The 22,079-nt window shown below is 73.2% G+C and carries 19 protein-coding genes; 12 read left to right on the top strand and 7 right to left on the bottom strand.

The genetic code is table 11. From position 1 onward, the window contains the following. Positions 1-1,794: an ABC transporter permease gene (locus ABTW95_RS03850; RefSeq protein WP_500224331.1), complete on the top strand. Its 1,794-nt coding sequence runs from the start codon at positions 1-3 to the stop codon at positions 1,792-1,794. A gap of 106 nt (positions 1,795-1,900) precedes the next feature. Continuing rightward, positions 1,901-3,433: a 3-hydroxyacyl-CoA dehydrogenase gene (locus ABTW95_RS03845; RefSeq protein WP_500224330.1), complete on the top strand. Its 1,533-nt coding sequence runs from the start codon at positions 1,901-1,903 to the stop codon at positions 3,431-3,433. A 43-nt stretch (positions 3,434-3,476) separates the two neighbouring features. Here the strand turns inward: ABTW95_RS03845 and ABTW95_RS03840 are convergent, their stop codons facing one another. Beyond that, a complete protein-coding gene (locus ABTW95_RS03840; RefSeq protein ID WP_500224328.1) occupies positions 3,477-4,955 on the bottom strand; it encodes an MFS transporter in 1,479 nt (492 codons plus the stop codon). Between the two features lie 105 nt (positions 4,956-5,060). On the opposite strand from ABTW95_RS03840, the gene ABTW95_RS03835 reads away from it, so the two are divergent. Then, entirely contained in the window at positions 5,061-5,762 is a 702-nt protein-coding gene (locus tag ABTW95_RS03835) for a TetR/AcrR family transcriptional regulator C-terminal domain-containing protein (RefSeq protein WP_396448419.1), read from the top strand. 135 nt (positions 5,763-5,897) lie between these two features. Here the strand turns inward: ABTW95_RS03835 and ABTW95_RS03830 are convergent, their stop codons facing one another. The 4 genes from ABTW95_RS03830 to ABTW95_RS03815 all read right to left on the bottom strand — a co-directional run bounded on the left by ABTW95_RS03830 (position 5,898) and on the right by ABTW95_RS03815 (position 9,614). Beyond that, complete coding sequence (locus tag ABTW95_RS03830) at positions 5,898-7,103, bottom strand: hypothetical protein (RefSeq protein ID WP_396448420.1); 1,206 nt, start codon at positions 7,101-7,103, stop codon at positions 5,898-5,900. Then, the gene (locus tag ABTW95_RS03825; protein ID WP_396448421.1) at positions 7,100-7,705 is read right to left on the bottom strand and encodes an RNA polymerase sigma factor; all 606 of its coding nucleotides are present in this window, start codon (positions 7,703-7,705) and stop codon (positions 7,100-7,102) included. Before ABTW95_RS03825 ends, ABTW95_RS03830 begins: the two co-directional genes overlap by 4 nt. 126 nt (positions 7,706-7,831) lie before the next feature. After that, complete coding sequence (locus ABTW95_RS03820) at positions 7,832-9,010, bottom strand: hypothetical protein (protein WP_500224325.1); 1,179 nt, start codon at positions 9,008-9,010, stop codon at positions 7,832-7,834. Beyond that, complete coding sequence (locus tag ABTW95_RS03815; protein ID WP_500224322.1) at positions 9,003-9,614, bottom strand: RNA polymerase sigma factor; 612 nt, start codon at positions 9,612-9,614, stop codon at positions 9,003-9,005. Before ABTW95_RS03815 ends, ABTW95_RS03820 begins: the two co-directional genes overlap by 8 nt. Positions 9,615-9,792: 178 nt before the next feature. Between ABTW95_RS03815 and ABTW95_RS03810 the strand changes: the two genes are divergently transcribed. From ABTW95_RS03810 to clpB, 6 genes are all read left to right on the top strand, one after another. Further along, complete coding sequence (locus ABTW95_RS03810) at positions 9,793-10,515, top strand: class I SAM-dependent methyltransferase (protein WP_396448424.1); 723 nt, start codon at positions 9,793-9,795, stop codon at positions 10,513-10,515. A gap of 291 nt (positions 10,516-10,806) precedes the next feature. Beyond that, positions 10,807-12,666 carry a molecular chaperone DnaK gene (dnaK, locus tag ABTW95_RS03805; RefSeq protein WP_396448425.1) on the top strand — a complete coding sequence of 620 codons (1,860 nt, stop codon included), beginning with the start codon at positions 10,807-10,809 and terminating at the stop codon, positions 12,664-12,666. A 38-nt stretch (positions 12,667-12,704) separates the two neighbouring features. Continuing rightward, a complete protein-coding gene (gene grpE, locus ABTW95_RS03800; RefSeq protein ID WP_500224319.1) occupies positions 12,705-13,325 on the top strand; it encodes a nucleotide exchange factor GrpE in 621 nt (206 codons plus the stop codon). An 89-nt stretch (positions 13,326-13,414) separates the two neighbouring features. Then, complete coding sequence (gene dnaJ / locus ABTW95_RS03795) at positions 13,415-14,572, top strand: molecular chaperone DnaJ (RefSeq protein WP_500224316.1); 1,158 nt, start codon at positions 13,415-13,417, stop codon at positions 14,570-14,572. Positions 14,573-14,575: 3 nt separating this feature from the next. Next, positions 14,576-15,022: a heat shock protein transcriptional repressor HspR gene (locus ABTW95_RS03790; protein WP_500224314.1), complete on the top strand. Its 447-nt coding sequence runs from the start codon at positions 14,576-14,578 to the stop codon at positions 15,020-15,022. A 42-nt stretch (positions 15,023-15,064) separates the two neighbouring features. After that, the gene (gene clpB / locus ABTW95_RS03785; protein WP_396448428.1) at positions 15,065-17,662 is read left to right on the top strand and encodes an ATP-dependent chaperone ClpB; all 2,598 of its coding nucleotides are present in this window, start codon (positions 15,065-15,067) and stop codon (positions 17,660-17,662) included. A 19-nt stretch (positions 17,663-17,681) separates the two neighbouring features. Here clpB and ABTW95_RS03780 read toward each other — a convergent pair whose 3' ends face one another. After that, positions 17,682-18,134: a hypothetical protein gene (locus tag ABTW95_RS03780; RefSeq protein ID WP_500224308.1), complete on the bottom strand. Its 453-nt coding sequence runs from the start codon at positions 18,132-18,134 to the stop codon at positions 17,682-17,684. A 496-nt stretch (positions 18,135-18,630) separates the two neighbouring features. Here ABTW95_RS03780 and ABTW95_RS03775 point away from each other — a divergent pair, with 496 nt between their 5' ends. From ABTW95_RS03775 to ABTW95_RS03765, 3 genes are all read left to right on the top strand, one after another. Next, positions 18,631-19,419, top strand: coding sequence for a lytic polysaccharide monooxygenase (locus tag ABTW95_RS03775; protein WP_500224301.1), 789 nt, complete (start codon positions 18,631-18,633; stop codon positions 19,417-19,419). Further along, positions 19,404-20,003, top strand: coding sequence for a DUF305 domain-containing protein (locus tag ABTW95_RS03770; protein WP_396448431.1), 600 nt, complete (start codon positions 19,404-19,406; stop codon positions 20,001-20,003). The genes ABTW95_RS03775 and ABTW95_RS03770 overlap by 16 nt, the downstream gene beginning before the upstream one ends. A gap of 163 nt (positions 20,004-20,166) precedes the next feature. Then, entirely contained in the window at positions 20,167-21,162 is a 996-nt protein-coding gene (locus ABTW95_RS03765) for an NAD-dependent epimerase/dehydratase family protein (RefSeq protein ID WP_396448432.1), read from the top strand. Positions 21,163-21,201: 39 nt separating this feature from the next. Here ABTW95_RS03765 and ABTW95_RS03760 read toward each other — a convergent pair whose 3' ends face one another. Continuing rightward, entirely contained in the window at positions 21,202-21,816 is a 615-nt protein-coding gene (locus ABTW95_RS03760; RefSeq protein WP_500224297.1) for a DUF6058 family natural product biosynthesis protein, read from the bottom strand. Positions 21,817-22,079 lie beyond the last annotated feature (263 nt).

Here is a 22,079-nt window from a genome sequence, read left to right as displayed (position 1 = left end):
GTGGGCCGCATCCTGCTCGTCCTGCGCCTCGTCGTGGCCGACGTCCGGCGGCATCCGGCCCAGGCCGCGATCCTGCTCGTCTCGATCACCGCCGCCACCGCCATGCTCAGCCTGGGCGGGTCGCTGCACGGCGCGACCGAGAAGCTCTACCGGCACACGCGGGCGGCCACGGCCGGACCGGACGTCGTCGCGTATTCACCCGGCACGCGCCGGACCACGATCACGGCCCTGGAGTCGCTGGGGCGGGCGCCCGGGGTCGTCGCGCACAGCGGACCCCACCGCCAGTACTACACGACGCTCACGGCGCACGGCGCCACGGGCGCCGCGGTGGTCCAGGTCGCCGACCAGGCGCCGGGCCCGGTCGGCCGTCCGCTGCTGACCTCGGGCGGCTGGGTCCGTCCCGGGGGCGTCGTGATCGAGCGCGGCTTCGCCACCGCGCTGGGCGTCCGCGTCGGCGACCGCGTCACCGTCGCGGGCCGATCGCTTCCCGTCACCGGGATCGCCGTGACCGCGGCCCGCTCGGTCTACCCGTGGGCGCCGGGGATCGGTCCGCACGGCGGGCCGAGCGACGGCGGCGGCCTGGTCTGGGCGGCCGAACGGGACACCCGGGCGCTGGAATCGCCCGATGTGCCGGTGACGTCCTTCATCAACCTGAGGCTGCGGGATCCCGCCGCGGCACGGGCGTTCACCACGCGCGATCCCGCGATCGCACCGGCGTTCGAGCACACCTGGGTGAACGTCCGCGCCTGGCAGGACGTGGCCCGGCAGGACTCGGTCATGCTCCGCGACAGCCAGCCGATCCTGGTCATCGGCAGCTGGCTGCTCGCCTTCCTGGCCATCGGCGGCCTGGCCACGCTGGCCGCGGGGCGCGCCGCCGCGCAGACCCGCCGGGTGGGGCTGCTCAAGGCGGTCGGCGCCGCTCCCGGCCTCATCGCCGCCGTCCTGTTCGCCGAGTACGTGACGCTGGCGCTGCTCGCCGACGCGCTGGGGCTGGCGGCCGCGCGCCTGATCGAGCCCGCGATCGTGAACCCCAGCGCCAGCCTGATCACCACGGCCACCGGACCGAGCGCCGGCACCATCGTCCTCACGACCACCGCCGCGCTGGCGGTGGCCGTCCTCACCACGCTCGGCCCGACCGTCCGGGCCCTGCGCACCGAGACCGTGGCCGCGCTCGCCGACGGGGCCCGCGAGCCGCAGCACCGGGCCCACCTGACGAGGATCTCCGCGCTGATGCCGACCTCGCTCCTGCTGGGGATACGCCTGATCGCCCGCCGTCCCGGCCGCGCGGTCCTGCACGCCTGCGGCACCGCCGCCACTATGGCCACGGTCACCGGCCTGATGGTGATCTACGCCCAGCCCGCGAAGGGCTACCCGGGCTCCCCCATGGCGAACGAGCTGCGGGACGCCCAGCAGCACCATGTGATCCTGGCCGTCACCGCCGCGCTGATCGCCCTCGCCGCCGTCAACACCCTCACCGCCACCTGGACCACGGCCGAGGAGGCCCGCCGCACCATGGCCGTCGCCCGTACCCTCGGCGCCACCCCCGGCCAGGTCACCGCCGGGCTGTCCGCCGCGCAGGTGCTGCCGACCCTGCCCGGTGCCCTGGCCGGCATCCCGATGGGCCTCATCCTGTGCCTGCCCTTCTCCGGCCCGGACACGATCTGGCCGCCCGCGTGGTCCCTGCTCGCCGCAGCGCTCACCGCGCCGCCGGTCACGGCCGCCCTCGCCGCCATCCCCGCGCGCGCCGCGGCCCGCCGCCCGGTGGCATCGACGCTGAGCGCCGAAGTGCCGTGAACCGTCCCCGGCCGTCCGGGTGCCGGGCCGGTTCCCGAGCCCGGAGCCTGCCGTGTTGAACCGCCATGCTGAAATGCGTGGTGAGCGGAACGAGCGAGGAGGCGGCGTGGAGCAGTGGGCGCGGCGGGCGGCGACGGTCCGGGTGATCGGCACCGGGGCGATGGGGCGCGGGATCGCGCAGCTCGCCGCGGCGGGCGGGCTGACCGTGGAGCTGGCCGACATCCGGATGGAGGCCGTGGTCGCCGCGACCGAGTACATCGGCGCCATGTTCGACAAGCTGGTGGCCAAGGGACGGATGACCGCCGAGGAGGCGGAGGCGGCCAAGGGGCGGCTCCGGCCGGTCGGCGAGCCGCTCACCCCGTTCCAGGAGTGCGACCTCGTGGTGGAGGCCGTCCGCGAGGACATGGACACCAAGCGGGAGCTGTTCAGCTCCTTGGAGAAGGTGTGCCCGAAGCACACGATCCTGGTGACCAACACCAGTTCGCTGCCGGTGACCGCCATCGCGGCCGCCCTGGAGGATCCGTCCAGGGTGGCGGGGCTGCACTTCTTCAACCCGGTGCCGCTGATGCGCCTCGTGGAGGTGATTCCGGGGGCGCGCACGGCGGAGTGGATCCCGGACGCGCTGGCCGATCTCGTCAGGCGCCTCGGCCACGAACCGGTGCTCGCGCCGGACGCGCCAGGATTCCTCGTCAACCACGCCGGGCGCGGCCTGGTGACGGAGGCCCTGCAGATCCTGTCCGAAGGCGCCGCGGAGCCCGTGGACATCGACCGGATCGCGCGGGACGTCCTGGGCCTCAAGATGGGGCCGTGCGAACTGCTCGACCTCACCGGGATGGACGTGTCGCACCCGGTGATGGAGTCCATCTGGACGGGGTTCTACACGGAGCCGCGGTTCCGTCCGTCCAGGATCGGGCGGGCGCGCCTGGAGGCCGGCCTGTACGGGCGCAAGACAGGCGAGGGCTTCTACAAGTACGTGGACGGCGCCAAGCAAGAGCCACCGGAGGTCACGGCCCCGGCGGTGGAGCCGCGCCCGGTGTGGGTGCACGGCGACGTCCGCGAAGAGCTGGGCGCGTTGCTCTCCAGCGCGGACGTGGAGGTCGAGTCGGGGGACCGGCCGTCCGAGCGCGCCGTCGTCCTGGTCGCACCGTTCGGCCAGAGCACCGCGGCCGCCGCCGAGGGCCTTCCCCTGGAGCGCACTTTGGGCGTCGACCCGTTCGGCGGGTTCTTCACCCGCCTCACCGTGATGGTGCACCCGGGCGTGGACAAGGACGCGGGACGCGCCGGCCTCGCCGCCCTCGCGGCCACCGGACGTGCCGTGACGGTCGTCCGCGACGCCCCGGCCCCCGTGGCGCAGCGGCTCCTCGCCTCGATCGTCAACGTGGGCTGCGGGATCGCCGAGCAGCGCCTCGCCCGGCCGCAGGACATCGACACCGCCGTCCGGCTCGGCCTCGGCTACCCGCGCGGACCGCTGGAGTGGGGCGAGCACGCCGGCGCCGACCGCGTCCTGACCATCCTGCGCGGCCTGCACCGAGGCACCGGCGACCCCCGCTACCGGCCGAGCACCTGGCTGACCGAGCGGGCGGCGCTCGCCCTCCCGCTGACCGAAGCGGGCACCTCCCCGTCCGACCTCACCCCCTGACCTCGTCCCCCGGCCTCGTCCCCCTGACCGCTGCGCTCCAGCCTCAGACCTCGACGGGATCCGGGACGTCGGCGGGAGCCGGGCGGCGCGGCCGGAGGACCGCGGCGGCGAAGAGCGCGGCGGTCAGCATCGCGGCGCAGGCGGCCCAGGAGGCGACCGCGACCGCGTGGGTGAAGGCTTCGCGGGCCGCGCCGGCGAGGGCGGGGTCGCCGAGCGCCAGCGCCTCGCCCAGCGAGTGGCGGGCGGCGGCGGAGGCGGTGCCGGGGAGGGCGCCGGCGTAGGCGGCGGAGACGATGCTGCCGAGGACGGCGACGCCGAGCGCGCTGCCGAGTTCCTGGCCGGCGTCGTTCACCGCCGAGCCGACGCCGGCCTCCTCGCGCGGGACGGCGGCCATCAGCGTGCTGTACGCGGGCGGGGTGCCGAGCCCGGCGCCGAAGCCGAGGACGGTGAGCCCGGCGGCGAGCACGCCGTAGCCGCCGTCCCCGGTGACGGCGAGGACGCCGAAACCGGCCGCGACCGTGGCGAATCCGGCGATGAGCGCGGGACGGGCGCCGAAGCGCGACTCCAGGGACACGCCGAGGCCGTTGCCGAGCCCGGCGGAGACCGCGACCGGCAGCAGCGCCAGACCCGCCTTGAGCGGGCCGTAGCCGAGGACGAGCTGGAGCTGCTGGGTCAGCGCGAACAGCATCCCGGCGAGCGCGAAGCCGAACAGCGCGATCATCGTGGCGGCTCCGGCGAAGTTCCGGTCGCGCAGCAGGCGCAGGTCGAGCATCGGTTCGGGGTTGCGGTGCTGCCACAGGGTGAACAGGCCCAGCGCGGCGGCCCCGGCGAGCAGCCCGCCGGCCGTGCGGGCGCCCGTCCAGCCGTGCGCCGGGCCGGAGATGATCGCCCAGACCAGCGCCGCCATGCCGGCCGTGGACAGGACGGCGCCGAGCACGTCCGGGCGGCGGCGCGGACCGCGCGACTCGGGGACGAGCACCAGCAGTCCGGCGACCGCGGCGGCGGTGACGGGCACGTTCACCAGGAAGACCGATCCCCACCAGAAGTGCTCCAGCAGGAACCCGCCGAGCGTCGGCCCGGCGGCGAGCCCGACCATGGACGTCGCGCCCCAGATCGCGAACGCCTTGGCGCGCTCGTCCGGCCCGAACACCTGCGCCATGATCGACAGCGTCCCGGGCATGAGGAGCGCGCCGCCGACGCCCATGAGCCCGCGCATCGCGACGAGCTGGGCGGGGCTCGCGGCGAACGCGGCGAGCAGGGAGCCGGCGCCGAAGAGCGCGAAGCCGGCCAGCATGGCGCGGCGTCGCCCGAAGCGGTCGCCGAGGCTGCCCGCGGTGATCAGCAGGCCGGCGAAGACCAGCGAGTAGGCGTCGATCACCCACTGGACGTCGGAGGTGGTGGCGTCCAGGTCCTTGAGCAGGGACGGGATCGCCACGTTGAGGATCGTGTTGTCCACCACGACCACGAAGAGGCTGAGGCACAGGACGCCGAGGATCTGCCAGCGCCGCGGATGGGGAGTCATGTCGATTCCTTCTCGTACACTGTTCGAGATAACTCGCACACTGTACGACTATCCTCGTACAGTGTTCAAGTCTCGTACCCTGTACGAGAGAGGAAGGGGCATGCGATGGCCGAGGAGAAGGCGGCGTCCGTCTGGCTGCGTCCGGAGCGGCCGCGGCGCGCGCAGCCCGCCCTCACCCGGACGCAGATCGTCGACGCCGCGCTCGAACTGCTCGACGCCGAGGGGCTGGACGGCCTGAGCATGCGCCGCCTCGGCGCCCGGCTGAACTCCGGCGCGACCTCGGTCTACTGGCACGTCGCGAACAAGGACGAGCTGCTGGAGCTCGCCCTCGACCGGGTGATGGCGGAGGTGGCGGTCCCGTCGGGGGGCGGCTGGCGGGACGCCGCGACCGGCTACGCGCGCAGCCTCCGCGCGATGATCCACCGGCATCCGTGGACCGTCACGCTGTTCGGCGGCCGCCCGATGATCGGCCCGAACGCCACCCGCGTCCTGGACGAGGTGCTCGCCGCGTTCGGCGCCGCCGGGTTCACCGGATTCGACCTCGAATACGCCTGGTCGGCGGTGGTCGACTACGTGATCGGCGCGGCCGGCAGCGAGGCGAGCTGGCAGCGCAACCAGCCCGGCACGTCGTCCGCCGACTGGATCCGTGAGCTCGGCCCGTACCTGTCCCGGCTGGACGAGGAGCGGCCGGGCCTCGCGTCCCACATCCGCGACATCTGGATGAAGGAGACCGGCGACGTCCTGGAGGGCCGGTTCGCGTTCGGCCTGGCCTGCGTCCTCGACGGCCTCGAAGCCCGCCGCCCCTGACGACGCCGCCCCTGACGACGGACGCACCTGGCGCCGCGATGCCCCCCGCCCGGACGGTGGGCGGGGGGCATCGCGCAGGGAGGCGGCTTTCGCCAAAGGGACAACGCGGCGGTCACCGCCCCCGGTCCGGACGGGTCAGAAGGGCAGGTCCGCGGGCGGCTCCGGCTTGGTGTCGGTCCAGCCCGACGAGCGGACCGCCACGTAGTTGATGACGAAGCCGGGCCTCATCTCCGCGTACGGGCCCCCCGGCCTGGTCAGCGTGTCCTGGACCGACAGGACGCCCCCGGTCTTCTCGTCGAAGACGATGACCAGGCGGTGGCCGTAGGCGCCCCGCTCCGCCTTCGGCCCACCGTACTCGCCGGTGATCGTGGCGGTGCGCTCGGGGGCGGCCAGCGCGACGCCGCGGCGGCCCAGCGGGTCGGCGACGCGGCCGATCGCCTCGATGCCCGGCCGGGAGGCCAGCGCCCGCATCAGCCCCGCCCGCACCTTCGGCGGGACGGGGGTGCCGCCGAGGATCGACGACGTCCGCCAGATCCCGGCGGAGGCCGCCTGCGCCGGGCTCGGCGTCCGGCCGCCCTTCGCCCCGGGGTCGATGCCCCGGGCCGCCTCCTCGCCGCTCAGGAACCGCTCGGCGAGTTCGGCCGGGTCGGTCGGCAGGTTCTGCCACTCCTCGGCCGGCCTGCCGAGGAACTCGCCGCCGCCCTCCGGGTCGATGCCGACCTCGGGGCCGTCCGACCGCCACTGCGTGGCCTCGGCGGTGTAGGTGTAGTAGTGGTCGTTCGACCAGACCCGGAACCTCGACGGCGACCCGGCCTTCTTCCACAGGGCCTCGTCCCGCGCCGTGAGCGGCCGGGCCGGCAGGTCGCGGCCGTAGTACGCCTCGCCGGTCCCCTTCTTCACACCGGTCCAGCCGAACGACTCGCTCGCCGCGCCGACGATCGCGTACGTGCCGGTCTTCGCCCGGATGACGTACGACTGCCCGTCGACGCGGTCGGTGTACCAGTACTTGCCGGTCGGGGTCAGCTCGGCCTTGGCCGCCGCCGCGAGCACCGCCTGCTTGTCGAGGTCGACGCCGGCGGGCGTGCCCGGCGAACCCGGCGAACCCGGAGTCCCCTGGCCGGTGAGCGCGACCGCGACGGCCGCCGCGGCTCCCGCCGCGACCAGCCCGAGCCCCAGCCCGGCCGGCCGGCCGAGCCGGCGCCGTCCCGCCCGGGACGTCCGTGCGCGCCCGCCCGCCATCTCGTCCTCCAGCACGGCCAGCGCCTTCGCCGACGCCTCCGCCGACGGGGGCGGCGCCTCGCGCAGCAGGCTCCGGACCCGGTCCATCTCGTCCATGTTCATGCGGGGCTCTCCTCAACGATCAGCGCGGGGTCGGTTCCGCCGAGCGCCTCCCGCAGGCGGCGCCGGGCGCGGTGCAGCCGGGACGCGACCGTGCCCGTCTTCAGGCCGAGCGCCTGCCCGACCTCCTCGTAGGACAGGTCGGCCAGCGCCACCAGCAGCAGGACGTCCCGGTCGCCGCGCGGCAGCCGGGCGAGCGCGTCCGCCAGGTCCGCGCCCGCGCCGCCCGCCGTGACGCGCGCCGCGACGGCGTCCTCGTGGCCGTCGTGGAAGCGGTCGGCGGGCGTGCGCGCCAGGGCCCGGTACCGGCGGCCCTCGGCGCGCCGGTGCGACCCGATCAGCCGGGTCGCGATCCCGTACAGCCAGGGCCGGACCGTCCCGCGCTCGGGGTCGAACCGGCCGCGCCTGCGGAACGCGGCGAGGAAGACCTCGGCGGCGACGTCGTCCGCCGCGTCCGCGCCGAGCCGCCGCGCCGCGTAGCCGTGGATCGCGGGGAAGTGGCGGTGGAAGATCTCCGCGAACGCGGCGGGATCGCGCCGCGACCGCACGATCGCCTCCGTGTCGGGGTCGTCCCCGCCGGGATCCGGCGGGCGCTGCTGGGCCATGGAGTGATCCTCGCTGTGGGGGTGCTCGATTGCTCGGTCACCCCGTTCTCCGCCGAACCCCCGATCCGCCTTCGCGCCGGGACGCCCGGCCGCCCGGACACCGGGCCGCCGGGCGTCCGCACCCGGTCAGAAGGGCGGTTTCGCGGGCGGCTCCGGCACGGTGTCCGTCCAGCCCGTGTCCCGGACGATCCCGTAGCTGATGACGAACCCGGGTTCCCGGTCCCTGTACGGGCCGCCGGGCGCGGTGAGGACCCTCTGCGTCGCCAGCACCCCGCCCGTGGCCCGGTCGAAGATGATCTCCTCGCGGCTGCCGAACTCGCCCTGCTCCTCCGGCGGCGCCCCCCACTCGGCGGTGATCTTCGTGGTGCTGCTCGCGGACGCCAGCGCGACGCCCTTGCGGCCCAGCGGGTCGGCGGTCTCGCCGATCGCCGTGATCCCGGGCTGCGCGGCCAGCGCCCGGATGAACGCGGCGCGCACGTCCGGCGGGACCGGCGAGCCGCTCAGGACGCGCCCGACCAGGAGCACCTTGTTGCGGGGCCCCATCACCGCCTCGCGCTTCTGCCTCCGCATCTCGGCGAGCTTCCGTTCGCGCTCGTTCGTCGGCGGTTTCGCCGGCTCCCGGCTCTCGTCCGGGTCGAAGAACATCTCGGCGAGCGCCCCGGGGTCGGCGGGCAGGGCCAGGATGTCCTCGGTGGTCCTGTCATCGTTCAGCCACGTGCCGCCGCCGTGCGGGTCCGGGGCGTTCGCCCGCCATGGCGTCCTCGACGTGTCGTAGGTGTAGTAGTGGTCGTTCGACCAGACCCGGAACTTCGCCGGGGAGCCGGCCTTCCTCCACAGCCTCTCGTCCCGCGGGGTCAGGGGCCGGGCCGGCAGGTCGCGGCCGTAGAACGCCTCCCCCGTCCCCGCCTTCGCCCCGGCCCATCTGAAGGACTCGAAGTGCGCGCCGACGATCGCGTAGCCGCCGGTCTTCGCCCGGACGATGTACGACTGGCCGTCGATCCGGTCGGAGAACCAGTACGTGCCGGTCGGCTGGGCCGCGGCCTTCTCCGCCGCCGCGAGCACGGCCTGCCGGCCGAGATCGACCCGGGACGGCGGGGCCGGCGAGCCGGATCCGGTGACGGTGACGGCTACGGCGACGGCCGCACCGGCGGCGACCGCGCCGAGCCCGGCCTTGATCCGCCATCCGTGGCGCTTCCGGCGGAGCCCCGGCTCCGCCAGCACCCGGGCGCGGGCCTCGGTCATCTGCCGCGGGGTCGGCGGCTCGGGCTCCCCGTACGCCTCGCGGATCATCTGCAGTTCATCCATGGTCGTCCCGCCCTTCGCGCATCGGGTTCGTCCCGCCGAGTGCCTCGCGCACCTTTCTCCTGGCCCGGCTCAGCCGCGACCCGACCGTCCCGTAGGGGATGTCCAGGGCCGCCGCGACCTCCTCGTGGGTGAGGTCGGCGAGCGCGACCAGGAGCAGCACGTCGCGTTCGCCGGACGGCAGGCCGGCGAGCGCGGCGGCCAGCCGCCCGCGCAGCCCCTGGGCGCTGACCCGGGCGTCCACGCGGTCGGCGTGCCCGCCCTCGTCCCGGACGGGACCGAGCCGCGAACGCGCCCGCAGCCCGCGGACCTCGTCGCGCCGGTGCCTGCCGATGACGTTGGTGGCGATGCCGTACAGCCAGGTCCGCACGTTCGCCCGCGCCGGGTCGTAGCGGTCGCGGTGGCGGAACGCCTCCAGGAACGTCTGGGACGCGATGTCGGGCGCGGCGTCGGGGCCGAGCCGCTTGGCGGCGTACCCGTGGATCTCGGCGAAGTGGGCGTCGAAGACCTCGCCGAACCGTTCGGGGTCGTGCAGGGAGGGCCGCGCCGCGGCCGGGCCGGCGGGAGGCCGGTCCGGCCGCGCCGCGGCGAGGGGGTTCCCCGTCATGTGGTGCCTTTCCGTCGCGCGGATGGCGGTCGCAGACGTATCACCCGGAGCCTCGCGCCGCTTTCGTTCCCGGCCCGCGCCCGCCGGACGCGGTGGGCGCGGGCCGCGCGGTGGCGGGCGCATTCGCCGGGGGCGTACGGCATGCCGAGTCCGGGCCGCGTCAGTACGATCTTGAGCCATGGGACGGGCCCGTTATGGTGTCGATGCCCCAGGCGCCCTGATCGGGCAGATATCGGGCGGCCTCGCCGGCTCGCTCGTCGCCGCGGGGCTACTGGCGGCCGGCTGGTGGATCGGCTGGATCGTGCTCGCCGGCGGGCTGTTCGGCTTCGCCTCCGCGGCCGTCTACCTGCACACCACCCTGCGCGGCAAGTTCGCGGTCTGGGCCCGGGAGCTGCGGCGGCTGGAGCTGGACGGCGGCGAGCGGGCGCTGGACCTCGGCTGCGGGCGGGGCATGGTGCTGATCCAGGTCGCGAAGCTGCTGCCGCGCGGGCGGGCCGTCGGGATCGACCTGTGGCGCGGCAAGGACCAGTCGGGCAACACCGGCGAGGTGGCGCGGCGCAACGCCGAGGCCGAAGGGGTGTCCGGCCGGGTGGACCTCGTCACCGGCGACATGCGCTCGCTGCCGTTCGAGGACGGTTCCTTCGACCTGGTCGTGTCGAGCCTCGCCGTCCACAACGTCCCGGACGCCGAGGGCCGCGCCCGCGCGGTCGCGGAGGCGTACCGGGTGCTCGCCCCCGGCGGGCGGCTGCTGCTGGCCGATTTCCAGCACGTCCGGGACTACGCCGCCGAGCTGCGGGCGCTGTCGGGCACCGAGCCGGCCGTCCGCGGTCTCGGGTGGCGCTTCTGGTACGGCGGCCCGTGGTTCGGCACGCGCATGGCGACCCTCCGCAAGCCCGGCTGAGCGGCCCGCGGGACGTGCGGAGGAGACGCTCCTCCCAGCGGGTGACGGCGGCCGGCCCGGCCCTCCTCCATCTGGTCGATATGTGAATCGACGGGCCCGTTCGGGGAACCGGAATACGGGGCTCAATCGTCCTGTTGTAGAGGTCGTCAGCAAAGTTGAGTCGGGTACGCTCAAGTCATTTGACAGCGGGGCGGGCGTCCGGGCAACCTTGCGGGCAGAGAAGACGAACCGGCCGCGCCCTGGGGGCGACCGGGGCTGCGATAACCACCGGAAACGACGGAGGACGAGAACATGGCACGTGCGGTCGGCATCGACCTCGGGACGACCAACTCGGTCGTCGCGATCCTGGAGGGCGGCGAGCCCACGGTCATCGCGAACGCGGAGGGGTCGCGGACCACGCCGTCCGTCGTCGCCTTCGCCAAGAACGGCGAGGTTCTGGTCGGCGAGGTCGCCAAGCGCCAGGCGGTCACCAACGTGGACCGCACCATCCGGTCGGTCAAGCGCGAGATGGGCACCGACTGGAAGACCAAGATCGACGGCAAGGACTTCAACCCGCAGCAGATCAGCGCGTTCGTGCTGCAGAAGCTGAAGCGGGACGCCGAGGCGTACCTGGGCGAGACCGTCACCGACGCGGTGATCACGGTTCCCGCCTACTTCTCGGACCACCAGCGGCAGGCCACCAAGGAGGCCGGCCAGATCGCGGGCCTGAACGTCCTGCGCATCATCAACGAGCCGACCTCGGCGGCGCTGGCCTACCACCTGGAGAAGGAGAACGAGGCCACCATCCTGGTCTTCGACCTCGGCGGCGGCACGTTCGACGTCTCCCTGCTGGAGGTCGGCGACGGGGTGGTCGAGGTCAAGGCCACCAGCGGTGACAACCACCTGGGCGGCGACGACTGGGACAACAAGATCGTCGACTGGCTGGTGGACAAGTTCAAGAACGCCAACGGCGTCGACCTGTCCAAGGACAAGATGGCGCTGCAGCGGCTGCGCGAGGCCGCGGAGAAGGCGAAGATCGAGCTGTCCGGCTCCTCCGAGACGCAGATCAACCTGCCGTACATCACCGCGTCCAGCGAGGGCCCGCTGCACCTGGACGAGAAGCTCACCCGGGCCGAGTTCCAGCGGATGACCTCCGACCTGCTCGACCGGACCAAGGCGCCGTTCCACTCGGTGCTGAAGGACGCCGGCATCTCGGTGAGCGACATCGACCAGGTCGTCCTGGTCGGCGGCTCGACCCGCATGCCCGCCGTGTCCGACCTGGTGAAGGAGCTGACCGGCGGCAAGGAGCCCAACAAGGGCGTCAACCCGGACGAGGTCGTCGCGATCGGCGCCAGCCTCCAGGCCGGCGTGCTCAAGGGCGAGGTCAAGGACGTCCTGCTGCTGGACGTGACCCCGCTGAGCCTCGGCATCGAGACCAAGGGCGGCATCTTCACCAAGATCATCGAGCGGAACACCACGATCCCGACCAAGCGGTCGGAGACGTTCACCACCGCCGACGACAACCAGCCGTCCGTGGAGATCCAGGTCTACCAGGGCGAGCGCGAGATCGCCGCGTACAACAAGAAGCTCGGCACCTTCCAGCTCACCGGTCTGCCGCCGGCGCCGCGCGGCGTCCCGCAGATCGAGGTCACCTTCGACATCGACGCGAACGGCATCGTGAACGTCAGCGCGAAGGACCAGGGCACCGGCAAGGAGCAGTCGATGGTCATCACGGGCGGCAGCGCGCTGCCCAAGGAGGACATCGAGAAGATGGTCCGCGAGGCCGAGCAGTACGCCGAGGAGGACCGCAAGCGCAAGGAGGAGGCCGACGTCCGCAACCAGGCCGACACCCTCGCGTACTCGACCGAGAAGTTCCTGCGGGAGAACGACGAGAAGGTCCCGGCGGAGCTGAAGACCGAGGTCAACGACGCGGTCGCCGAGGTGAAGAAGGCGCTGGAGGGCACCGACGTCGACGCCATCAAGGGCGCGACGGAGAAGCTCGCCCAGGTCAGCCAGAAGATGGGCGCGGCCATGTACGCGCAGAGCCCGGACGGCGCCCAGGCGGGCGCCGAGGACCACGGTCCCACCGCCGACGCGCAGGGTCCGCAGGACGACGAGGTCGTCGACGCGGAGATCGTCGACGACGACAAGCCGAAGGGTGATGCATCGTGACGTCCTCTCCCAATGAGGGTGAGGAGAAGGAGGGCCCGGTGATCCGCGACAAGCGGCGCATCGATCCCGAAACGGGGGAGGTCCGGGTGCAGGCGGGGGGTTCGCCTGCCCCGGAGGCCCCGGCCGACGGGGGCGACGGCGACGGCAAGGCCGAGCAGGGCGGCGAGGAGGTCGCCGAGCTGCGCAGGCAGCTGGCGGAGCGGCTCGCCGACCTGCAGCGGCTGAAGGCCGAATACGACAACTACCGCAAGCGGGTCGAGCGCGACCGGGTCGCGGTCCGCGAGCAGGCCCTCGGGCAGGTGCTGTCCGAGCTGCTCCCGGTCCTGGACGACATCGGCCGCGCCCGTGATCACGACGAGCTCACCGGCGGGTTCAAGTCCGTCGCGGAGAGCCTGGAGGCGATCACTGGCAAGCTCGGCCTGGTGCGGTACGGGGAGAAGGGCGAGCCCTTCGACCCGACCGTGCACGAGGCGCTCATGCACTCGCTCTCGGCGGACGTGACCGAGACGAGCGTCGTGGACGTCCTCCAGCCCGGCTACCGGATCGGCGAGCGCATCCTGCGGGCGGCGCGCGTCGCGGTGGCCGACCCCGACCCGGAGGCGGGCTCGGACGAGCCCGCCGACGAGCCGGACGGCCCGGACGCGGAATCGGGCGAGTGAGCCCCGCGGGCCCGTCCCCTTCCAGGGGGCGGGCCCACTACGGGGGATGAAGGCAAGCAGTAAGTGGCGATAGCAGAAGGCGGGGCGCCGTGAGCACCAAGGACTACCTGGAGAAGGACTACTACAAGGTCCTCGGTGTCGCGAAGACGGCCTCACAGGAGGAGATCAAGAAGTCCTACCGGAAGCTGGCGCGCAAGTACCACCCGGACGCCAACAAGGGGGACTCGGAGGCCGAGGAGCGCTTCAAGGAGGTCTCCGAGGCGTACGACGTGCTGTCCGACGAGAAGCGCCGCAAGGAGTACGACGCCGTCCGGTCGATGCCGGGCGGGTTCCGCGGCCAGCAGGGCGGCGGGTTCGGGTTCGACCTCGGCGACCTGTTCGGCCAGGGCGGCACGCAGCCGGGCGGCGCCGGGGAGCGCATCGGCGACCTGTTCGGGGGCCTGTTCGGCCGCGGCACCCGCACCACGGGGACGACGCGGCGCGCCCGGCGCGGCGCGGACGTCGAGACCGAGGTGACGCTGTCGTTCGGCCGCGCCATGAACGGGGTGACCGTCCCGATCAAGCTGACCAGCGAGGCGGCGTGCAACGCGTGCCGGGGGACGGGCGCGAAGGCCGGCACGGTCCCGCGGGTGTGCCCGAACTGCGAGGGCACCGGGCACGAGACCCGCAACCTCGGCAGCTTCGGCTTCCAGGAGCCGTGCCGGGAGTGCCGCGGCCGGGGCCTCGTCGTCGACGACCCGTGCCCGGTCTGCCACGGCAGCGGCCGCGCGACCGGCACCCGGACGATCCAGGCCCGCATCCCGGCGGGCGTCGCGGACGGGCAGAAGATCAGGCTGAAGGGCAAGGGCGCGCCCGGCGAGAACGGCGGCCCGGCCGGCGACCTGTACGTGAACATCAAGGTGCGTCCGCACGCGGTGTTCGGGCGCAGCGGCGACAACCTCACCCTGACGGTCCCGGTGACGTTCCCCGAGGCGGCGCTCGGCGCCGAGATCCGGGTGCCGACGTTCCAGGGGCAGCCGGTCACGCTGAGGCTGCCGGAGGGCACGCCCAACGGCCGCAGGTTCCGGGTGAAGGGCCGCGGCGCGCCGCGGCGGGACGGGACGCGCGGCGACCTGCTGGTCACCGTCGACGTCCAGGTCCCGCAGAAGCTGGACGACCAGACCCGCGAGGCCCTCGCGAAGCTCCGCGCGGCGGGCGAAGGCGAGGAGCTGCGCGCAGGCATCATCCAGCAGGCCAGGCAGGAGTGAGGCATGGACCCGTTCGGCGATGACACTCCGGTCTACGTGATCTCGGTGGCGGCGCAGCTGTCCGGGCTGCATCCGCAGACGCTGCGGACGTACGACCGGATGGGCCTGGTGTCCCCGGGCCGGACGGCGGGCCGGGGGCGCCGCTACTCGATGCGCGACATCGTGATGCTGCGGGAGATCCAGCGGCTCTCCCAGGAGGAGGGCATCAACCTCTCCGGCATCAAGCACATTCTGGAGCTGCAGCGCGACAACGTGCGGCTCCGCGAGGAGCTCGCGAAGGCGCACGCCGCGCTGGAGGAGCTCGCCAACGAACTCGAGTCGACCCGTGCGGTCGCGGCGCGGCTGGCGCAGCAGCGGCGGCACGGCGGGTCCGCCGGCGCCCCCGGCGCCGACCTGGTGCCGATCCGCCGCACCGGCGTCGTCGTCTGGCACGAACGGCGCTCCGACTAAGCGAGTCTGGGCAACGCAGAGCACTTTCCACGGGGACGGGACATGGACTACAAGCTGACGCAGAAGAGCCAGGAGGCGCTGTCGGTCGCGGTCCGCAGGGCGGCGGCCGAGGGGCACCCCGAGGTCGAGCCGCAGCACCTGCTGGCGGCGCTGATCGCGCTGCCCGACGGGACGGCGGTGCCGCTGCTGGAGGCGATCGGCGCCGACTGGCAGGCGATCCGGCGGCGCGCCGAGGAGCAGCTCGCCGCGAAGCCGCGGGCGCAGGGGTCGACGGTGTCGTCCCCGCGGCTGTCCGCGCAGCTCCAGCGGTCGATCACCACGGCCGCGAACCGGGCGCAGCAGCTGGAGGACGAGTACGTCTCGACCGAGCATCTGCTGGTCGGCCTGGCCGCGGACGGCGGCCCGGCGGCGGGCCTGCTGAAGGAGTTCGGCGCGACGCCGCAGGCGCTGCTCGACGCGTTCGAGAAGGTGCGCGGCCACGCCCGCGTCACCAGCGAGAACCCCGAGGGCACCTACCAGTCGCTGGAGAAGTACGGCGTCGACCTGACCGCGGCGGCCCGCGACGGGCGGCTCGACCCCGTCATCGGCCGCGACGCGGAGATCCGCCGGGTCGTGCAGGTGCTGTCGCGCCGGACGAAGAACAACCCGGTGCTGATCGGCGAGCCGGGCGTCGGCAAGACCGCGGTGGTGGAGGGCCTCGCGCAGCGCATCGTCGCGGGCGACGTGCCCGAGTCGCTGCGCGGCAAGAGGCTCGTCGCGCTCGACCTCGGCGCGATGGTCGCGGGCGCGAAGTACCGCGGCGAGTTCGAGGAGCGGCTGAAGGCCGTGCTGAACGAGATCAAGGAGTCCGAGGGGCAGATCGTCACGTTCATCGACGAGCTGCACACCGTCGTCGGGGCGGGCGCGGCCGAGGGCGCGATGGACGCCGGCAACATGCTGAAGCCGATGCTGGCGCGCGGCGAGCTGCGCATGATCGGCGCGACGACGCTGGACGAGTACCGCGAGCGCATCGAGAAGGACCCGGCGCTGGAGCGCCGCTTCCAGCAGATCTTCGTCGGCGAGCCGACCGTGGAGGACTCGATCGCGATCCTGCGCGGGCTGAAGGGCCGCTACGAGGCGCACCACAAGGTGCAGATCAACGACTCGGCGCTGGTCGCGGCGGCGACGCTGTCGGACCGCTACATCACCTCCCGGTACCTGCCGGACAAGGCGATCGACCTCGTGGACGAGGCCGCGTCCCGGCTGCGCATGGAGATCGACTCCCGCCCGGTGGAGATCGACGAGCTGCAGCGCCAGGTGGACCGGCTGAAGATGGAGGAGCTGAACCTCGCCAAGGAGACCGACGAGGCGTCCCGGCAGCGGCTCGACCGGCTCCGCAAGGACCTCGCCGACAAGCAGGAGCAGCTGACCGCGCTCGTCGCCCGCTGGGACAAGGAGAAGGCCAGCCTGAACCGCGTCGGCGAGATCAAGGAGACGATCGACCAGCTGCGCGGCGAGGCGGAGCGCGCCCAGCGCGACGGCGACCTGGAGACGTCCGCGCGGCTCACCTACGGCGAGATCCCGGCGCTGGAGAAGCAGCTGGAGGAGGCGTCGGAGGCGGCCGAGCACCGCGACGCGATGGTCAAGGAGGAGGTCGGCCCGGACGACGTCGCCGACGTGGTCGCGTCCTGGACGGGCATCCCCGCCGGCCGGCTGCTGGAAGGCGAGACGGCGAAGCTGCTCCGCATGGAGGACGAGCTGGGCAAGCGCCTCGTCGGGCAGGAGACCGCCGTCCGCGCGGTGTCGGACGCGGTGCGCCGCGCCCGCGCGGGCATCTCCGACCCGGACCGCCCGACCGGCTCCTTCCTGTTCCTCGGCCCGACCGGCGTCGGCAAGACCGAGCTGGCGAAGGCGCTCGCGGAGTTCCTGTTCGACGACGAGCGGGCGATGACCCGCATCGACATGAGCGAGTACTCCGAGAAGCACTCCGTCGCCCGGCTGGTCGGCGCGCCGCCCGGGTACGTCGGCTACGAGGAGGGCGGTCAGCTCACCGAGGCCGTCCGGCGCCGCCCGTACTCGGCGGTCCTGCTGGACGAGGTGGAGAAGGCCCACCCCGAGGTCTTCGACATCCTGCTGCAGGTGCTGGACGACGGCCGGCTGACGGACGGGCAGGGCCGCACGGTCGACTTCCGCAACACGATCCTGATCCTCACCTCCAACATCGGGTCGCAGTTCCTCGTGGATCCGACGCTGGAGAACGGGGCCAAGCGCGAGGCGGTGTGGAACGCCGTCCGGAACTCCTTCAAGCCGGAGTTCCTGAACCGCCTCGACGACGTGATCCTGTTCGACGCGCTCTCCACGGACGAGCTGACCCGCATCGTGGACCTCCAGGTCGAGAAGCTGGCCGAGCGCCTCGCCGAGCGGCAGCTCACCCTCCAGGTGACGCCCGCGGCCCGCGAGTGGCTGGCCCTCACCGGCTACGACCCCCTCTACGGCGCCCGGCCGCTGCGCCGGCTGGTGCAGACGGCGATCGGCGACCAGCTCGCCCGCGAGCTGCTGTCCGGCGAGGTCCGCGACGGCGACGAGGTGGTCGTCGACCTGGACGAGGCCGCCGACAAGCTGACCGTCCAGCCGTCCCGGGGCCTGACCCTCACCAAGTGACGAGGCCGGCGCTCCGGGTTCACGGCCAGAACCCGTCGTCGCGAGCGACGACCGCGTCGGATGCCGTGCGCAGGAGCTCGGCCAGGTGGTCGTGCAGATCCTCGGCCGGGACGGCCTCGATGAGGGCCCTGCGCATGGCATGGTCGTGGTTCGCGGCGGCGGCCAGCAGGTACCCGACCCATCGGGCGGTCGGCGGCCTCTGGCCGGCGTCGGCAGCGATGGCGAAGTCGCAGGTGATGGGCACCTCCCGGACCCCCTCGCGGGCGGGCGCGGCGGGCGGCAGGCCGGCCAGGACGGCCTCGGTCCAGACCGTGACGAGCTGTTCGACCGCGACGGGTCCGCGGCGGACCGCGCGGGCGGTCAGGTCGCGGCCGGCGTCATCGTCGCCGTAGGTGGCGGCCGTCAGCGCGCGCCCGGCCAGCAGCCCGGCGTACCAGCGGACGGCGCGGTCGGCCAGTCTGCGCCGGATCATCACACTCCCGTCGACCGGGCCCGCGGCCCTCTCCGAAAGGCCGCACCGGGGGTACGGCGCCCGAGTCGCCGGCTGGGCGGCGGCGCCCCGTCCTCGCAGCCCGTGATCCACGACCATGCTCAATCGCACTCCGTCCGGATGAGGGCGGTCGACCGCGCCGCGACGAACGCGCTGAAGATTTCGCGGGCCTCTCGGTTCACAGGACCTCCTCGGTGGCGTCACCTCCTCAGACACGGCAGAGGCCCGGAACTATGCCGCCGCCGATGATTGCCTTCGGTGCTTCACCGGCCCGTGTGACCGGGGTCCGGCCGGCGCACCCGGTGCGCCGGTCCGCTTGTTTTCCCAGCTTGTCGGCCTGCGGCGGGCGGCCCGGGATGCTTTCACGGTCTCTTCGAGAATTATTAAAGTTTCTTTATGGATACTGCCAGTAGCGTCCCACGGCATTGCGGCGCACCGAAATCCGGTGGCCGCGGAACGACCGTTGGGAGTGTTCTTCATGCGCAGGTCCGTCGCCTACCCCCTCGCCGCCGTGGCGGCCGTCGCGGCGCCGGTGCTCGTCGCCGCACCCGCGTCGGCGCACGGCTACGTCTCCGCACCCCCGAGCCGGCAGGCGCTCTGCGCGACGGGGGCCGTCCCCGACTGCGGCCCCATCCAGTTCGAACCGCAGAGCGTCGAGGGCCCGAAGGGGCTGAAGAGCTGCGACGGCGGCCTCAGCCAGTTCTCGGTGCTCTCCGACGAGAGCCGCGACTGGCCGGCCACGTCGGTCGGCACCAGCGTCCCGTTCCGGTGGGTGTTCACCGCCCGGCACCGGACGTCCAACTGGGAGTACTTCGTGGACGGCACGAAGGTCGCCACGGTCGACGGCGGGAACCAGCAGCCGGACGCGGTCGTGACCCACAACATCGACCTCAGCAAGTTCAAGGGCCGGCACACCGTCCTCGCGGTGTGGAACATCGGGGACACGCCGAACGCGTTCTACAGCTGCATCGACCTGAACATCGGCGGCGGGGGCGACGGCGGTTCGCAGCCCGCGCCCACCGGCGAGCCGACCCGGGCCCCCGCCCCGACGACGCAGCCCACCACCCCGGCGCCGGCGAGCAGCAGCCGCCCGCCGGCGCCGACCGGGGAGCCCGCGTCCGGCAGAACGTGGAAGGCGGGCGAGACGTACAAGACGGGCGACGTGGTGACCTTCAACGGCGCCCGGTTCCGCTGCCGGCAGGGGCACACGGCGCTCCCCGGCTGGGAGCCGTCGCAGTTCACGCTGGCCCTGTGGCTGCCGCTGTGAGCGCCCGGCGCCGCGCGATCCTGCTGGTCGTGCTCGCCGCCGCCCTTCCGCTGACCGCCTGCGACGGCGACCCGGCGGAGACGAAGGCGGCGAGCGCCGCGTCCAAGGCCCCGTCCTCCGGGTACAACGACCAGGACGTGATCTTCCTGCAGATGATGGTCGCGCATCACGAGCAGGGGCTGGAGATGGTGCGGCTGGCCGCCGACCGCGCCGAGCGCGAGCAGGTGCGGACGCTGGCGTCCGCCGTCGACGCGACCCAGACCGAAGAGCTGAAGCTCATGAAGTCCTGGCTCGCCAAGTGGTCGAAGCCGACCACGTCGGAGGCGGCGGAGAACGCGCACCTGCACCACGGCGCCGCGCCCGCCACCGGCGCCAAGGAGATCGGCGCGCTGCGGAAGGCGAAGGGCGCCGGCTTCGAGCCCGCCTTCCTCAACCTGTTCATCGGGCACCAGGGCAGCGCGGTCGAGATGGCGCGGACGGAGCAGAGCAAGGGCGCCAGCTCCGACGCCAAGGCGTTCGCCGGCCGGGTCGTCGAGTCCCGGACGGCGGAGATCCGGCAGATGCTGCGCCTGCTCAACAGCTGACGGGCGGCGGCCCGTCCACCGGCCGCACCGGCCGGTGGACGGGCCGCCGGCGTCACACCTCCAGGTTCTCCTCGATGTCGCGGAGGCGGTGCCGGGGCGGACCGGTTACGCCGTGAGCGTGCAGGCGTTCCGTACAGTACGTACAGACTGCATAGTTCTGCCCATGAGGATGCTGATGCTGGGCGGGACGGAGTTCGTGGGACGGGCCATCACCGAGGACGCCCTTGCGCGCGGCTGGGATGTGACCGTCTTCCACAGGGGACGCCATGCGGCGCCCGAAGGCGTCGAGTCGCGGCACGGCGACCGCACCGCCGAGGACGGTCTCAAGGCGCTCCGCGACGGGGAGTGGGACGCGGTCGTCGACACCTGGTCGGCCGCGCCGTCCGCCGTGCGGGACACCGCTCGGCTGCTGCGCGGGCGCGCCGGGCGGTACGTCTACATTTCGAGCCGCTCCGTGTACCGGTTCCCCTCGCCGCCCGGGCTCGGCGAAGAGGCCGACGTGGTGGACGGCTCTCCAGACGACGGCGACGTCGACTACGCGGCCGCGAAGCGCGGTGGCGAGCTGGCGGCGCTCGACGCGTTCGGGGGCGGGGCGCTGCTGGTGCGGGCGGGCCTGATCCTTGGCCCGTACGAGAACATCGGACGCCTGCCCTGGTGGCTCACGCGGATCGCCCGAGGCGGCGCCGTTCTGGCGCCCGGTCCCCGCGATCTCGGCATCCAGTACATCGATGTCCGCGACCTCGCCGCTTGGACGCTGGACGCGGCCGAACGCGGCCTCAACGGCCCTTACAACCTGGTCAGCCCGCCCGAGCACACGACGATGGAGGAGCTGCTGCGAGCCTGCATACGGGTGACGGGGGCGAACGCCGACCTCGTGTGGACGGCCCCCGAAACGATCCTCGAAGCGGGCATCCAGCCGTGGACGGACCTTCCGGTCTGGCTTCCACCGGGCGAGGCCCACGACACCATGCACCGCAGCAACGTCACCAAGGCTCTCGAAGCGGGGCTGCGTTGCAGGCCCGTCCAGGACACGGTCGCGGACACCTGGGAGTGGCTCCAGTCGATAGGCGGCCAAGCACCGCAACGCCCCGACCGCCCCACGGTGGGGCTGGACGCCGGCAAGGAGGCCGAACTCCTGCGCTCATTCCCCACCGAATGAAAGAAAAAGAATTCGGCCATGAGCCACTAATAAATCCCGCTAGGCGATACGCGATGCCGCACGCGGGAAGCGGGTGCGCATCGCGACGATGCACCTGTCGCGGGAGGTGGGGCCGTTGAACCGGAGGCGGTCATAGGCCGTGAACGCGGGCTCCAACGCGTCGAGTTCGTCGATCAGAGCGTGCAGGCGCTCGGTCCATTCCGCCGAACCGGCATCCGGCTCGTCGGGCGCGGCGCTGATCGCGCCCGTCAGGTAATCCTTGCGCTGTATATTGGCCGGGGTGACCGAGTGCAGGCACACATACTGGCCGCTGATGTACGAATTCCACTCCTCCCTTCCCGCGGCCCGGTCGGCCCAGTGAGCGGTGAACCAGGCTTCGAGGCGGTCCACGCCGCCCGCTTCCTCGGCGAGTGCGAACAGATCGGCCGGCACCATTTCCGCTCCATCGGAGCGCAGGTATCCCGGAAGCGGCAGACGCCGCTCCAGCATCAACCGGCGAACCTCGTCGGCATCACGGCCCTGAGCGGCGCACAGATCCTCCAGAACGACGAATTGCGCGCTGACGTACGCGTCGTCTTCACCGGTCATCGGATGGTCCCCGTTGACTTCGCGGAACCGCGCGGCAATCTGCTGTTTCAGATCCGTCTCCGCCATGAGCATCCCTTCATCGTCGCCCGCGCGGGATCTGCCGAGCGCCGTTCCCCGGACGTTAGCAGCCATATATTTCGGCCCCCGCCGAACTATCCGGGAGCGTGCGGCCGCATCGGCCCTGGCTCCGGATCGAAGCTGTCCATTCTCAGGGTGAAAAGCGGGCATGCCGAGGGCGGCCGGACGGTGCCCCGGGCGCGGGTGGCGCGCTCGGCACCGGCCTTCGCGGCGTGCGCCGCCCCGAGGCCGGCCCGGCCGGGTAGACGCGG

The organism is Spirillospora sp. NPDC127506, from assembly GCF_040302145.1.
GTDB lineage: Bacteria > Actinomycetota > Actinomycetes > Streptosporangiales > Streptosporangiaceae > Spirillospora.
This window is presented reverse-complemented; position numbering and strand designations above follow the sequence as displayed.